The organism is Pseudomonas sp. Irchel s3h9 (genome assembly GCF_900187475.1).
Taxonomy (GTDB): domain Bacteria; phylum Pseudomonadota; class Gammaproteobacteria; order Pseudomonadales; family Pseudomonadaceae; genus Aquipseudomonas; species Aquipseudomonas neuropathica.
The window spans coordinates 473,544-488,026 of sequence record NZ_FYDH01000002.1 but is presented as its reverse complement, the minus strand read 5'-3'; the positions used below and the strand labels follow the sequence as shown (position 1 = coordinate 488,026).

Annotated in this window: 10 protein-coding genes; 4 read left to right on the top strand and 6 right to left on the bottom strand. The window is 60.3% G+C overall.

Translation table 11 applies throughout. The features are described 5' to 3' along the window. Positions 1-124: 124 nt before the first annotated feature. A complete protein-coding gene (locus tag CKW26_RS05045) occupies positions 125-2,506 on the top strand; it encodes a diguanylate cyclase (protein ID WP_095047737.1) in 2,382 nt (793 codons plus the stop codon). Positions 2,507-2,643: 137 nt separating this feature from the next. Here the strand turns inward: CKW26_RS05045 and dacB are convergent, their stop codons facing one another. Continuing rightward, positions 2,644-4,104 (bottom strand): D-alanyl-D-alanine carboxypeptidase/D-alanyl-D-alanine-endopeptidase, encoded by a 1,461-nt coding sequence (gene dacB, locus CKW26_RS05040; protein ID WP_095047736.1) that lies wholly within the window; start codon positions 4,102-4,104, stop codon positions 2,644-2,646. A gap of 233 nt (positions 4,105-4,337) precedes the next feature. On the opposite strand from dacB, the gene CKW26_RS05035 reads away from it, so the two are divergent. Further along, entirely contained in the window at positions 4,338-4,682 is a 345-nt protein-coding gene (locus tag CKW26_RS05035) for a YggL family protein (RefSeq protein ID WP_095047735.1), read from the top strand. 242 nt (positions 4,683-4,924) lie between these two features. On the opposite strand, the gene CKW26_RS05030 is transcribed toward CKW26_RS05035, so the two are convergent. Beyond that, positions 4,925-6,115, bottom strand: coding sequence for a benzoate/H(+) symporter BenE family transporter (locus CKW26_RS05030; protein WP_095047734.1), 1,191 nt, complete (start codon positions 6,113-6,115; stop codon positions 4,925-4,927). A 354-nt stretch (positions 6,116-6,469) separates the two neighbouring features. Between CKW26_RS05030 and CKW26_RS05025 the strand changes: the two genes are divergently transcribed. Next, positions 6,470-7,234 carry a GntR family transcriptional regulator gene (locus CKW26_RS05025; RefSeq protein ID WP_007918375.1) on the top strand — a complete coding sequence of 255 codons (765 nt, stop codon included), beginning with the start codon at positions 6,470-6,472 and terminating at the stop codon, positions 7,232-7,234. A 177-nt stretch (positions 7,235-7,411) separates the two neighbouring features. Here the strand turns inward: CKW26_RS05025 and guaD are convergent, their stop codons facing one another. From guaD to xdhA, 4 genes are all read right to left on the bottom strand, one after another. Beyond that, a complete protein-coding gene (guaD, locus tag CKW26_RS05020) occupies positions 7,412-8,716 on the bottom strand; it encodes a guanine deaminase (protein ID WP_095047733.1) in 1,305 nt (434 codons plus the stop codon). A gap of 13 nt (positions 8,717-8,729) precedes the next feature. Next, positions 8,730-9,587, bottom strand: a complete 858-nt coding sequence (gene xdhC, locus CKW26_RS05015; protein ID WP_095047732.1) for a xanthine dehydrogenase accessory protein XdhC — start codon at positions 9,585-9,587, stop codon at positions 8,730-8,732. A 126-nt stretch (positions 9,588-9,713) separates the two neighbouring features. Next, positions 9,714-12,107 (bottom strand): xanthine dehydrogenase molybdopterin binding subunit, encoded by a 2,394-nt coding sequence (xdhB, locus tag CKW26_RS05005; protein WP_095047731.1) that lies wholly within the window; start codon positions 12,105-12,107, stop codon positions 9,714-9,716. After that, positions 12,100-13,554 (bottom strand): xanthine dehydrogenase small subunit, encoded by a 1,455-nt coding sequence (xdhA, locus tag CKW26_RS05000; protein ID WP_095047730.1) that lies wholly within the window; start codon positions 13,552-13,554, stop codon positions 12,100-12,102. The genes xdhB and xdhA overlap by 8 nt, the downstream gene beginning before the upstream one ends. Before the next feature lie 268 nt (positions 13,555-13,822). Between xdhA and CKW26_RS04995 the strand changes: the two genes are divergently transcribed. Further along, positions 13,823-14,482 carry a GntR family transcriptional regulator gene (locus CKW26_RS04995; RefSeq protein WP_034152853.1) on the top strand — a complete coding sequence of 220 codons (660 nt, stop codon included), beginning with the start codon at positions 13,823-13,825 and terminating at the stop codon, positions 14,480-14,482. Position 14,483: the final 1 nt, after the last annotated feature.

Genomic DNA, 14,483 nt, shown 5'->3' with positions numbered 1-14,483 from the left:
GAGCCTTGATTTTTAAAGGCTCCGTGGATCTGCCCGCGCTAGCTAAATTAGTGGCTAATAGCTATAACTCACACACGGTCAATGGGGTTTTCCCGTAAATGCTGGCGTAGTGTGAGTTGTCTTTATGTCGTTGCACCCCGTGCGCCCAAAGATTCTGGGTTTCATCAGTGAAGACGTCTCGGCCTGGCTGGTCGCGCTGCTGGTATTGCTCGCCGGCGGGATTCTCACGGGGCTGCTCGCCTGGGCCACTCTCAATCAGTTCCAGCAACAAACCCGTCAGCGTTTCCAATTGCTGGCCAACGAACGTTACACCCGCATCGAAGAACGCTTTCAGGATCAGGAACAACGCCTAGACGGCCTGCGCCGCTTCTTCGCCAACTCTGAATCGGTGTCTCGCGCCGAATTCGACGGTTACACCCAACCCTTATTGATGCGTACCCAGGCCTATTCGTTTGCCCTCAAGGTCAATGGAGCCGAGCGCGCCGCATTCGAGCAGCGGGTGCGTGATGAAGGTCTGACCAACTTTTCCCTCCGAGAATTGAGTGCTCAGGGCGAGCTGCAACTGGCTGGCGTGCGCGATGAATACGTGCCGGTGCTCTATAGCCAGACGCAAAGTCGGCTCGGCTCACCGTTAGGCTATGACCTGCTGGCGCAACCCTTGCGCCGGGACACCCTGCAACGTGCCGACAAACGCGGCGGGCTGGCGGTGTCGCAACCGATGCACCTAGTCAGTATCGAGCCGTCCTATGCGCGCGGTGTGCTGCTGGTGGCGCCAGTGAGCCACAGTGGCGAGCGCCAATCCTTTGGCTACGTGATGGCGGTAATCAGCATGCGCCAGTTGCTGGCCGACGGTCTGCCTGATGCCTTCCATGACTATCTGTCGGTGCGCATTCTCGACATGTCGACCCATGATCAGCACGAAGTGTTGTTCGAGTCGACCAACGAGCCGGCGCCGAGCGACCTGTCGGCCACGCGGTTACTGCGCATGGCCGATCACGACTATCAGGTCGATATTCTGCCGAGCGACGCCTTCGCGCAGGCCAATCATTCGTCGGTCGGTAGCGTGATCATTCTGGGCAGCTTGCTCAGTTTGCTGCTCAGCGCCTTGCTCTACGTGTTGGTCAGTCAGCGTCAGCGCGCCTTGCGCATGGTCGAACTGCGCACGCAGGAGCTGCACGCCAGCGAACAGGAATTGCGCGGCACCCACGGTCAGTTGCGCGGCGTGCTCAATGCGGCGACGCAGGTGGCAATCATCGCCACCGACTTGCGCGGCGTGATCAACACCTTCAACCCCGGTGCCGAACAAATGCTCGGCTACAGCAGCGCCGATGTCGTCGGTCACATGACCCTGGAAAACCTGCACCTGCCCCGTGAGCTGATGGCCCGCGCTGCCGAGTTGAGTGCGCGCTACGGGAAAAGCATCCCGACCTGCCACGCGATGCTGGTCGAGGGCGGTGAGGTCGGCGGACACGAGGCCCGCGAGTGGACGCTGGTGCGCAGCGATGGCAGCCATATTCCGGTGAACATGCTCGCCACGCCGGTGCTGGATGAGCAGGGGTTGTGGGTCGGACACCTAGCGATCTGCATCGACATCACCGAGCGCAAGCGCGTGCACGAGGTGCTGGCGGCGCGGGATGTGTTGCTGAAGAAACTCAGCGCGCACGTGCCCGGAGGCATTTATCAATTCAAGATGGAATTCGATGGGCGCTTCAGCGTGATCTACGCCAGCGACGGCATCCGCGAGATCTACGAACTGGAGCCGGACGTGCTGCTGTTCAACGCCGAGGCGATCTTCACGCGCATTCATCCACAGGACGTTACTCGTGTGCGCTCTTCCATTCGCGCCTCGGCCGACAGCCTCAGCCCGTGGCGCGAGGAATATCGCGTGCAACTGCCCGAGCGCGGCCTGCGCTGGGTGCGCGGTGAGGCGACGCCGGAAGAACTGCCGGGCGGCGGCGTACTCTGGCACGGCTATATCTCGGATATTTCCGACCTGAAACGCGTGGAAGAAGAATTGCGCGCATTGTCGGTGACCGACTCGTTGACCGGCATCCATAACCGCCGCTACTTCCAGGAACGCCTGACCACGGAAATGGCCCGGGTCGAGCGCGGCGGCGGCGAGTTGTCGGTGATCATGCTCGACATCGACCATTTCAAACGTATCAACGATCAGTACGGCCACGCTGTGGGCGACCGGGTGCTGCAAGCGGTGTGCGAGCGCATCGGCCATCGTCTGCGGCGTACCGATGTGTTTTGTCGGTTGGGCGGCGAAGAGTTCATGGTGCTGTGCCCGGACATCGACGGCGAGCATGCGCACACGCTGGCGATCGAGTTATGGCAGGGTTTGCGCAGTGCGCCGGTGGATGTGGTTGGCGTGGTGACCGCGAGTTTTGGTATCGCCAGTTGGCGACCGGGGGAGGGCGCGGATGCGCTGTTGCTGAGGGCGGATTCGGGCGTGTATATGGCAAAGCAGCGCGGGCGTGATCGCGTCGAGCAGATGAGCTGACTTCAATACGCCGCAACCCCTGTGGGAGCCGGCTTGCCAGCGATAGCGTCATTTCAGTCAGCATATTCAGTGGCTGACATTCCGCAATCGCTGGCAAGCCAGCTCCCACAGGGTTTTGTGGTGTTGCTTGAACGGCGTTACAGGACCGAAGCGGTCTGCGCCAGTTTCGGCTGTTTGTACAGATCCAGCAGTACCTGATCGAGCACCGACGATGCACCAAACGGCGCCTTGTCGTTGAGGATCGCCACCACCGCCCAGGTATTGCCATTCACATCACGGCTGAAGCCGGCGATCGCGCGCACGGTGTTCAGAGTGCCGGTCTTGACGTGAGCCTCACCGCGCATCGCAGTGGTTTTCAGGCGTTTACGCATGGTGCCGTCGGTACCGGCGATCGGCAGCGAGCTGATGTATTCCGCGGCATACGGGCTGTGCCACGCCGCCTGCAGCATGCTCGCCATCTCACGGGCGCTGACACGTTCGGCGCGAGACAAACCGGAGCCGTTCTCCATCACCAGATGTGGCGCAGTGATGCCTTTCTTCGCCATCCACTGACGCACTACGCGCTGCGCTGCCTTGGCGTCATCCCCGTCGGCGTCGTTGCGGAAGCGCTGGCCGAGGCTGAGGAACAGCTGCTGGGCCATGGTGTTGTTACTGTATTTGTTGATGTCGCGGATGATTTCCGCCAGGTCCGGCGAGTAGGCACGAGCGAGAAGTTTGGCGTTGCCCGGCGTCGAGGCCAGACGATCCTTGCCCTGAATGCTGCCACCCAGCTCTTTCCAGATCGCGCGGACGGCGCCGGCGGTGTAGGTCGCGTGATCGAGCAGCGACAGATAAGTCTGTGAACTGCAACCTTCGCCCAATTGGCCGGCCACGGTCACGGTCACGCTGCCATCGGCCTGCGGCACCGGGTTGTAGCGCACGCCACCGGTGCATTGTTTGGAAGGCAGCGCTTTGACAGTGTTTTCGATACGCACGCTGGCAATCGGCGGCTCAACCGAAATCAGTACCCGGCCGTTATCGTTACGCGCAACAAAGCGCAGGGCCTTGAGGTTGACCAGCAAGGAGTCGGGTTTGACCAGGAACGGCTTGTTCTCGTCATTTCCGTCATCGTTGAATTCCGGCAGCACTGGCTGCACGAAGAAGTTACGGTCGAGGATCAGATCACCGGTGATTTGCGTCACACCGTTGGCGCGCAGGTCGCGCATCAGCAGCCAGAGCTTTTCCATGTTCAGCTTTGGATCGCCGCCGCCCTTGAGGTAAAGGTTGCCGTTGAGGATGCCTCCGTTCAGGTCGCCATCGGTGTAGAACTCGGTCTTCCACTGATGGTTGGGGCCGAGCATTTCCAGCGCCGCGTAAGTGGTCACCAGTTTCATGGTCGAGGCCGGGTTGACCGACACGTCGGCGTTGAACACGGTCGGCGTGCCCGGGCCGTCGAGCGGCACCATCACCAGCGACAGGGCGCTGGGCTGCAATTTGCTCGCCTTGAGGGCTTTTTCAACGTTGGGAGTCAGGGAAGTATTGATGTTGGCAGCAGAAACAGGCAGCGCCAGAGGCAGAAGAAGGCCGGCGAGAAACAGTGGACGCAACGATTTGATCATATGAAATAAAACCCTACAGCCGAGGGGAAAAAGACGAGGACATGGATGAAAAGGTCCTCAGTGGTCACGAAAGTGTCGGCATTATGCCCCAACCTGTAACAGGTTGTGCCTTGTCCGGGCAGGCCAATACGTTATTTTTTTACAGGCGGTCGGTCGCTGTGTCCAGAGAGTCGGGCAATCGATTGCTTAAACTGGTAAAGTGCCCGCCGTATTTACTTAAGAGGATTGTTCCAATGGCGACTAACCGTTCCCAGCGTCTGCGCAAAAAACTGTGCGTTGATGAATTTCAAGAGCTGGGTTTCGAGCTGAACCTGGACTTCAAAGAAGACTTGTCCGAAGAAGCCATTGACGCTTTCCTCGAAGCCTTCATCAAAGAAGCCATGGAAGCCAATGGTCTGGGTTATGTTGGCGGCGACGACTTCGGTCTGGTTTGCCTGCAGAAGCGTGGCTCGGTCAACGAAGAGCAGCGCGCTGCCGTTGAAGCCTGGCTGAAAACCCGCTCCGAGCTGACCAAGTATGAAGTCAGCCCGCTGCTGGACGTTTGGTATCCGGAAAAGCCGATCAATCCGGTAGCTTGATGTCATGGGAAACGGCGACCTAAGGGTCGCCGTTTTTTTTCGTCTGGTGTTTGGGTGTTCGGCTCGAGTTGTACGCTGGGCCTGCCCCTCACCCCAGCCCTCTCCCCCTGGAGAGGGGGCCGATTTATGGGCTTTTCAAAATTTGAGTTCGACTCGGTATCCCACGTCGGCGTATGTCTTCCAAACACCTCGGTCAGTCCCCTCTCCCCCGGGGAGAGGGCTAGGGTGAGGGGCTTTTGACCTTAAGCTTTACGCCAATTCAGAATCACCAGCGTCAAAACCCCCGCGACAATCCCCCAAAACGCCGAACCAATGGAAAACAACGTCAACCCCGACGCCGTGACCATAAAGGTAATCAGCGCCGCTTCGCGTTCCTTCACCTCGGTCATGGCAATGCTCAAACCATTGATGATCGAACCAAACAGCGCCAGCGCGGCAATCGACAGCACCAGTTCCTTCGGCAGCGCCGCAAACAATGCCGCCAATGTGGCGCCGAACACTCCGGCAATCCCGTAGAAAATCCCGCACCAGACTGCAGCCGTGTAGCGCTTGTTGCGATCTTCATGGGCGTGCGGCCCGGTGCAGATCGCCGCGCTGATCGCTGCGAGGTTGATGCCGTGGGAGCCGAATGGCGCCAGCAGCAGCGAGGCGATACCGGTGGTGGTGATCAGCGGTGAGGCCGGCACGTTGTAACCATCGGCGCGCAGCACGGCGATCCCGGGCATGTTCTGCGAGGTCATCGCGACCACGAACAGCGGAATGCCGATGCTGATGGTCGCCGCCAGCGAGAAGTGCGGGGTGGTCCACACTGGTGTCGCCACTTCCAGATGAAAACCGCTGAAGTCGAGCAGACCCATAAAGCCTGACAGCGCGGTGCCGATCAGCAGCGCGGCGAGCACGGCATAACGCGGCGACAGGCGTTTGATCAGCAGATAGGTGAAGAACATCCCCAGCACCAGCCCGGTGCGGTGCTGCGCGGCGACGAAGATTTCACTGCCGATCTTGAACAGAATCCCTGCCAACAATGCCGCCGCCAGTGAAGCGGGGATCTTTTTCACCAGGCGTTCGAAGCTGCCGGTCAGGCCGCAGATCGTCACCAGCACGGCGCAGGTGATGTAGGCGCCGATGGCCTCGCCATAGCTCACGCCGCCGAGGCTGGTGATCAGCAACGCTGCGCCGGGGGTCGACCAGGCGATGGTGATGGGCGTGCGATAACGCAGCGACAAACCAATCGAGCACACCGCCATGCCGATCGAGATCGCCCAGATCCACGAGGAAATCTGCCCGCTGCTCAGCCCGGCCGCTTGCCCGGCCTGGAACATCAGCACCAGCGAGCTGGTGTAGCCGGTCATCATCGCGATGAATCCCGCGACGATCGCCGACGGTGATGTGTCGGCCAGTGGGCGCAGTTGAGTGTGCGTGGCGTCGTTCATGACGGCGGTGTTCCTTATACCAATGAAGATGTCCGCCATGACGCAAACCCTTGTAGGAGCTGCCGAAGGCTGCGATCTGTTGATCTTGCTTCTTAAAATCAAAGTCAAAAGATCGCAGCCTTCGGCAGCTCCTACAGGGGAGGCGCTGTTCTGGCGGCGGATTCTGTGATCAAGCCTAAACTCAAACGTAACGGATCGTTGCAATACAGCGGAAGTCGCAAACAGCCGTACAGTCGTGTTGCCACCTTCCATTGTGTACAATCGCGCTGTTTTTTACGCGATACTTGCCAGCGACCTACTGTGCCGTATTACAGTCACGGTCTATTCGCCGCAGTTCTCCCGACTCGAGTGCCCATGAACGAACAGTTGCAACCCCTCAAGAAACAACCGCGAGCAGGCAAAGCCGGCCGCAGCGGAACCCAGGACGATATTGTCTACGCGCATATCTTCGAGGCCATCCTCGAACAGCGTCTGGCGCCCGGCACCAAATTGAGCGAAGAAGCGCTGGGGGAAATCTTCGGGGTCAGCCGCACCATCATTCGCCGCGCGCTCTCGCGTCTGGCCCATGAAGGCGTGGTGCTGTTGCGGCCGAACCGTGGCGCCGTAGTTGCCAGCCCGAGTGTTGAAGAAGCCCGTCAGGTGTTTCTTGCCCGTCGCCTGGTCGAACGCGCGATCACTGAGCTGGCGGTGCAACACGCCACCGCCGAGCAGATCGCCGAGCTGCGGCAGATGGTCAACGATGAGCGCGACAGCTTCTCCCGTGGCGATCGCGGCGCCGGTATTCGTCTGTCGGGCGAATTCCACCTGAAGCTGGCGGAAGCGGCGATGAACGCCCCGTTGATCAGCTTCCAGCGCAGCCTTGTTTCGCAGACGTCGCTGATCATTGCCCAGTACGAAAGCGGCAACCGCTCGCATTGCTCGTACGACGAACACACCCAGTTGATCGACGCGATCGAGAAGCGCGACGGTGAGTTGGCGGTGAATCTGATGATGCATCACATGGATCACATCGACAGCAAGCTCAACCTCGACGAGGAAGGCGCGTCGGATGATCTGCATGCGGTGTTCTCGCATTTGTTGCAGACCAAGAAGCCGGGGCGCCCTGCGGCCAAGCTCTGACTGACCAATAGAAAAATCCCCCGCAGCTGAAAAGTTGAGGGGGATTTTTTGTGCCTGTCTGATCGTTCCCACGCTCTGCGTGGGAATGCCTCTGGGGACGCTCCGCGTCCAGTGACGCGGAGCGTCACGGGCTGCATTCCCACGCAGAGCGTGGGAATGATCATGGGGCGGGGGAAATTAGCGCTGATGCACCAGCGCACCCGCCGCATACGTCTGCTGCACCGTGCGGTCATCACCCAGCGTCATCAACACGAACAACGTCTCGGCAATGTTGTTGGCCTGCTTCAAGCGGTAGCTCAGCAGCGGCGTGGCGTTGTAATCGAGCACCAGGAAGTCAGCGTCGGAACCCGGTTGCAGGGTGCCGATCTTGTCTTCCAGACGCAGCGCCCGCGCGCCACCTAAGGTCGCCAGGTACAGCGACTTGAACGGGCTCAGGCGCGCACCTTGCAGTTGCATCACTTTGTACGCTTCGTTCAGCGTCTGCAGCAGCGAGAAACTGGTGCCGCCGCCAACGTCAGTGCCCAGACCGACATTGAGCCTGTGCTTCTCGGCCATCGGCAGGTTGAACAGGCCACTACCCAAGAAGAAGTTCGAGGTCGGGCAGAACGAGATCGCCGAGCCGGTTTCCGCCAGTCGCGCGCATTCGTCGTCGCACAGGTGCACGCCGTGGGCGAACACCGAGCGCTCGCCGAGCAGTTTGTAGTGATCGTAAACGTCGAGGTAGCCCTTGCGCTCCGGGAACAGCTCCTTGACCCACTCGATTTCCTTGAGGTTTTCGCTGATGTGGGTCTGCATGTACAGATCCGGATACTCGGTCAGCAGTTGGCCGGCGAGTGTCAGCTGTTCCGGGGTGCTGGTCGGTGCGAAGCGCGGGGTGACCGCATAGTGCAGACGACCCTTGCCATGCCAGCGCTCGATCAGCGCTTTGCTGTCGACATAGCTCGATTCGGCGGTGTCGGTCAGGTAGTCCGGGGCGTTGCGGTCCATCATCACCTTACCGGCGATCATCCGCAGGTCGAGCTTCTCGGCCGCTTCGAATAACGAGTTCACCGATTGCGGGTGCACGCTGCCAAACACCAGTGCGGTGGTGGTGCCGTTGCGCAGCAGCTCCTTGACGAAAATGTCAGCGACTTCGTCGGCGTGGACCTTGTCGCCGAACTGGCTTTCGCACGGGAAGGTGTAGGTGTTCAGCCAGTCGAGCAGTTGCTCGCCGTAGGCACCGACCATGCCGGTTTGCGGAAAGTGAATGTGGGTGTCGATGAAGCCCGGGGTGATCAACGCGTCTTGGTAATGCTCAATTTCGATGTCCGCCGGCAGGGTCGGCAGCAAATCACTGGCATGGCCAAGGGCGCTGATCTTGCCGCCATCGACCACCAGCAGGCCGTCCTCGAAATATTCGTAGGAGGCTTCGATCCCGACTTCGGCGGGGTCGGCGATGCTGTGCAGGATGGCGGCGCGGTAGGCTTTGCGAGTCAGAGGCATGAGGGTTCTCTAATCAGTTTGAGGCTTTGAGTTTGGTGGCTTGACTGCGCCGCGACACCGGCAGCAGTTTGGCAATCGGTTCGGCGCTGGCAGTCTGCTGGCCGAAGTTGGCGTTGTAGGTGGCGATGATTTCGCCGGCGATGGAGATGGCGATTTCCACAGGCAGTTTGCCTTTGACTTCGCCGATGCCCATCGGGCAGCGCATGCGTTGCACGACGCCGCTGTCGAAACCACGATCGCGCAAACGATGTTCGAACTTCGCCCGTTTGGTTTTCGAGCCGATCAGGCCGAAGTAAGCGAAGTCGTTGCGCTTGAGAATCGCGGCGGTGAGTTCCAGGTCGAGTTGATGGTTGTGGGTCATGACGATGCAATAACTGCCGGCGGGCAGCTCATCGATTTCATCCACAGGCTCTTCGGCGACGATTTTACGCACGCCGTGGGGGATCTGTTCGGGGAATTCGGCCTCGCGCGAATCGATCCAGCGTACCCGGCAGGGCAGGCTGGCGAGCAGCGGCACCAAGGCGCGGCCAACGTGACCGGCCCCGAACACGGCGATTTGCGCCTGCACCTGGCCCATCGGTTCAAACAGCAACACGGTGGCGCCGCCGCAGCACTGGCCCAGGCTGGCGCCGAGGCTGAAGCGCTCCAGATGGGTGTCCTGCTTGCCGCTGGCGAGCATCTCGCGGGCGATCTGCATGGCTTTGTATTCCAGATGCCCGCCACCGATGGTGTCGAAACTCTGATTGGCACTGATGACCATTTTCGAGCCGGCGTTGCGTGGCGTCGAGCCGAGTTCTTCGATGATCGTCACCAGAACGCAGGGTTCGCCCTGGTTCTGCAGGTCGGCGAGGGCGTCGATCCAGTTGTACATACACACCTCTCAGATCGTTCCCACGCTCTGCGTGGGAATGCATCACTGGACGCTCCGCGTCCGCTGTTCAGGATGCGACGCAGAGCGTCGCGGGCTGCATTCCCACGCAGAGCGTGGGAACGATCATCAAACAACCGCGGTTTCAGCTTCGACGGCTTTCACCGCTTTCAACTGACGCATCTGCTCACACCCCCACAACACCCGCTCCGGGGTCGCCGGCGCATCGATCTGCGGCTGATGTTTGTAATCACCGAGGCTCGCCACTGCATCCTTGATCGCACACCACGACGCAATCCCGAGCATGAACGGCGGCTCACCGACAGCTTTGGAATGGAACACCGTGTCTTCCGGGTTCTTGCGGTTTTCCACCAGTTTCACCCGCAGGTCGAGCGGCATGTCCGCCACGGCCGGGATCTTGTAGCTCGCCGGGCCGTTGGTCATCAGCTTGCCTTTGTTGTTCCAGACCAGCTCTTCCATGGTCAGCCAGCCCATGCCCTGGATGAAGCCACCTTCGACCTGACCGATGTCGATGGACGGGTTCAGCGAGGCGCCGACGTCGTGAAGGATGTCGGTGCGCAGCATCTTGTACTCGCCGGTCAGGGTGTCGACGATCACTTCGCAGCACGCCGCGCCGAAGGCGAAGTAGTAGAACGGACGACCACGCGCCTGGCTGCGGTCGTAGTAGATTTTCGGGGTCTTGTAGAAGCCAGTGCTCGACAGCGAGACCTGATTGAAATACGCCTGCTGGATCAGCGCTCCAAAGGTCAGGATATGGTCGCGAACACGCACGTGACCGTTGTGGAATTCAACGTCTTCTTCAGTGACTTTGTAGTGACGCGCAGCGAATTCGATCAGGCGTTTCTTGATGATTTCCGCCGCGTTCTGCGCCGCTTTACCGTTCAAGTCGGCGCCGCTGGACGCTGCCGTCGGCGAGGTGTTTGGCACCTTGTCGGTATTGGTCGCAGTGATCTGCACACGATCGATTTCGACCTGGAACACTTCGGCCACGACCTGCGCGACTTTGGTGTTCAGGCCCTGACCCATTTCGGTGCCGCCATGGTTCAGGTGGATGCTGCCATCGGTGTAGATGTGGATCAGCGCACCGGCCTGGTTCAAGAAACTGGCGGTGAAGGAAATGCCGAATTTCACCGGGGTCAGCGCCAGGCCTTTTTTCAGGATCGGGCTGTTGGCGTTGTAGCGACGAATCGCTTCACGGCGCTCGTGGTACTGGCTGCTTTCTTCCAGTTCGGCGGTCATCTCTTCGAGCATGTTGTGCTCGACGGTCTGGTAGTAGTGGGTGACGTTGCGCTCGGTCTTGCCGTAGTAGTTGGCCTTGCGCACCGCAAGTGGGTCGAGGTGCAGGTGACGGGCAATCGCGTCCATCACTTCTTCAATCGCAACCATGCCTTGCGGGCCACCGAAACCACGGTAAGCGGTGTTCGACGCGGTGTTGGTCTTGCAGCGGTGACCATTGATGGTCGCATCGCCGAGGTAGTACGAGTTGTCCGAGTGGAACATCGCCCGGTCAACGATCGACGCGGACAGGTCCGGCGAGCAGCCGCAGTTGCCGGCTAGGTCCATGTTGATCCCGTGCAGGCGCCCGGTGCTGTCGAAGCCGACGTCGTACTCGACGTAGAACGGGTGACGCTTGCCGGTCATCAGCATGTCTTCGACGCGCGGCAGGCGCATCTTCGTCGGCTGGCCGGTGAGGTGCGCAACCACCGCGCACAGGCACGCCGGGCTTGCGGCTTGAGTTTCCTTGCCACCGAAACCACCGCCCATGCGGCGCATGTCGACGACGATTTTGTTCATCGATACGTCGAGCACTTCGGCAACCAGTTTCTGTACTTCGGTCGGGTTCTGCGTCGAACAGTAAACGATCATGCCGCCATCTTCAGTCGGCATCACCGAGGAGATTTGCGTCTCCAGATAGAAGTGTTCCTGGCCACCGATGTGCAGCGTGCCCTGAATGCGGTGTTCAGCGGTCGCCAGCGCGGAAACCGAATCGCCGCGCTGGTGGGTGTGACTGTCGAGGACGAAGTGGCGTTTGCGCAGGGCTTCGACCACGTCGAGCACGGGTTCGAGATCTTCGTATTCGATGATCGCGGCCATCGCGGCTTTGCGCGCGGTTTCCAGATCCTTTGCGGCGACGGCAAGCACCGGTTGACCGACGAACTGCACGTCATCGATGGCCAGCAACGGGTCGCCCGGCATCAGCGGGCCGATGTCTTTCAGGCCCGGCACGTCTTCGTGGGTGATGGCGATGCGCACGCCTTCGAAGGCGTAGCACGGCGAGGTGTCGATGCTGATGATCTTCGCGTGGGCGCGGTCCGACATGCGTGCATACAGGTGCAACTGGTTGGGAAATTCCAGGCGATCATCGATGTACTGCGCTTCACCGGACACGTGCTTGGCGGCGCTGTCGTGCTTGACGCTGCGGCCGACACCGGAGGTCAGGTCCTTGGCGAACAATTCAGCCAGTTCAGCCTGGGTTTTTTCTACGCCGTGATGGTTAGACATAAGCGGTCACCCGAGTCTCGATGTGCGGTGTTTGCAGTTCGATGAAGTATTTGCGCAGCAGGTTCTGCGCGCTGAGCAGGCGATATTCCTTGCTGGCGCGGAAGTCCGAGAGCGGCGTGAAATCTTCCGCCAGTGCGGCGCAGGCGCGTTCGACCACCGTGTTGGTGAACGGCGCACCGATCAGCGCGGCTTCACAGTGGGCAGCGCGTTTCGGGATCGCGGCCATACCGCCGAAAGCCATGCGTGCATCGGTGATCACGCCGTTTTCGACGCGCAGGTTGAACGCGGCGCAGACGGCGGAGATGTCATCGTCCAGACGCTTGGAGACTTTGTAGGCACGGAACAATTGCTCGGCGCTGGCGCGCGGGACGATGATCTTCTCGATGAATTCACTTTCCTGACGGGCCGTGACTTTGTAATCGATGAAGTAATCTTCCAGGTTCAGGGTGCGGCGGGTTTCGCCTTTACACAGCACGACCTGCGCGCCGAGGGCGATCAGCAGCGGTGGCGAGTCACCGATCGGCGAGGCGTTGCCGATGTTGCCGCCGAGGGTGCCCTGGTTGCGGATTTGCAGCGAGGCGAAGCGGTGCAGCAGTTCGCCGAAGTCCGGGTACTCGGCGTTCAACGCTTCGTAGCAGTCGGAGAGGGCGGTGGCGGCGCCGATTTCAATGCGGTCTTCGAAGGTGTCGATGCGCTTCATTTCCGCGACGTTGCCGACGTAGATCATCACCGGCAGGGTGCGGTGGAATTGGGTGACTTCCAGCGCCAGATCGGTACCGCCAGCGAGCAGACGCGCTTGTGGGTACGCGTCGTAGAGATCGGCAAGGTCGGCGACAGTCAGCGGCACCAGGCAGCGCTTGTCGCCGCTGTTGAGTTCGCCGATATCGGTCGGGGCGATGGCTTTGAGGCGCGCGATGGTTTCCGCTTCGCGGGCATCGAACTGATCTGGTTGCTTGCCGCAGCAGGATTGCTCGGCAGCGGCCAGAATAGGGCGGTAGCCGGTGCAGCGGCAGAGGTTGCCGGCCAGCGCTTCGTGGGCCTTGGCGTGATCCGGTGCATCGCTGTTCTTTTGCAGGGCGAACAGCGACATGACGAAGCCGGGGGTGCAGAAACCGCACTGCGAGCCGTGGCACTCGACCATGGCTTTCTGCACGCTGTGCAGTTCGCCTTTGTGCTTGAGGTCTTCGACGCTGATCAGTTGTTTGCCGTGCAGCGACGACACGAACGTCAGGCACGAGTTGAGGCTGCGATAGCGAATGTGTTCGCGGCCAGCGTCATCCGTTTGCAATTCGCCGACCACCACGGTGCAAGCGCCGCAGTCACCGCTGGCGCAACCTTCTTTGGTGCCGGATTTGCCGACGTGTTCACGCAGGTAATTGAGCACAGTCAGATTCGGGTCCAGGGCGTGCTCGCTACGGAGTTCCTGGTTAAGTAAAAACTGGATCACGGAAGGCCTCGCAGACTCATTATTGTTGTTAACCGACGTGAACCGAATTTAGCAGGTCTGACTTTTCGGTCAATGGTTTTCTGACTTAAAGGTCAGGAAAATGCATTTCGTCGATCAACAACGTGTCTATTCAGTATTGACCCTCATCGGATCCCCTGCTTTTTTGCGGGATTCGTGCCAAAAACCGCTGAGTGGGCACTCCGCCATGACCGTGCATTTGCGCTACACTGCGCCGCTTGTGCAGATCGATAGAGTTTGAAGGACAACCATGACGTTCAAGGCGCCGGACAGCCTCGCCGAGCAAATCGCTCACCACCTCGCCGAACGCATCATTCGTGGCGAAATGAAGCCGGGAGAGCGCATCCAGGAACAGAAGGTCACGCTGGCACTGAATGTCAGCCGCGGTTCGGTCCGTGAAGCCTTGCTGATCCTTGAGCGCCGCCACCTGATCGCGATCCTGCCGCGCCGTGGTGCGCACGTCACCGAGCTGACGCCGCACAAGGTGCAGAGCCTATGCACGTTGATGAGCGAGCTGTACATCCTGCTCGGCAACGCGGTGGCCAATGGCTGGCAAGTGCAATCGGACATGGCGCCGTTCGTGCAGATCCAGCAGCGCCTGACCGCCAGCTACGAGCGTCAGGATATCCGCAGCTTCGTCGACGACAGCTTCGCCGTAATGCGCGCTGCCTATCCGTTCGCCAACAACCCGTACCTGCAAGAGACCGTCGAGAACCTGCAACCGGCGATGAGCCGTGCGTACTTCCTCGCCCTCGAACAGCGCAAGGCTTCAATGAGCGAGTTCCTCGAACTGTTCGAACGCCTGCTCGCCGCCGTGCTCGCCCGTGATTTGCCGCAGATCCGCATCGTGCTGACGGCTTACGCCCAGCGCAGCTGCGATCTGGTGGTTTCCGCCCTGACGGTTGCCTAAG

Coding starts and splice junctions, on each gene's coding strand:
- xdhC (WP_095047732.1), bottom strand. CDS start 9,587: ATGTACAACTGGATCGACGCCCTCGCCGACCTGCAGAACCAGGGCGAA.
- dacB (WP_095047736.1), bottom strand. CDS start 4,104: ATGATCAAATCGTTGCGTCCACTGTTTCTCGCCGGCCTTCTTCTGCCT.
- xdhB (WP_095047731.1), bottom strand. CDS start 12,107: ATGTCTAACCATCACGGCGTAGAAAAAACCCAGGCTGAACTGGCTGAA.
- CKW26_RS05035 (WP_095047735.1), top strand. CDS start 4,338: ATGGCGACTAACCGTTCCCAGCGTCTGCGCAAAAAACTGTGCGTTGAT.
- CKW26_RS05025 (WP_007918375.1), top strand. CDS start 6,470: ATGAACGAACAGTTGCAACCCCTCAAGAAACAACCGCGAGCAGGCAAA.
- CKW26_RS05030 (WP_095047734.1), bottom strand. CDS start 6,115: ATGAACGACGCCACGCACACTCAACTGCGCCCACTGGCCGACACATCA.
- guaD (WP_095047733.1), bottom strand. CDS start 8,716: ATGCCTCTGACTCGCAAAGCCTACCGCGCCGCCATCCTGCACAGCATC.
- CKW26_RS05045 (WP_095047737.1), top strand. CDS start 125: ATGTCGTTGCACCCCGTGCGCCCAAAGATTCTGGGTTTCATCAGTGAA.
- CKW26_RS04995 (WP_034152853.1), top strand. CDS start 13,823: ATGACGTTCAAGGCGCCGGACAGCCTCGCCGAGCAAATCGCTCACCAC.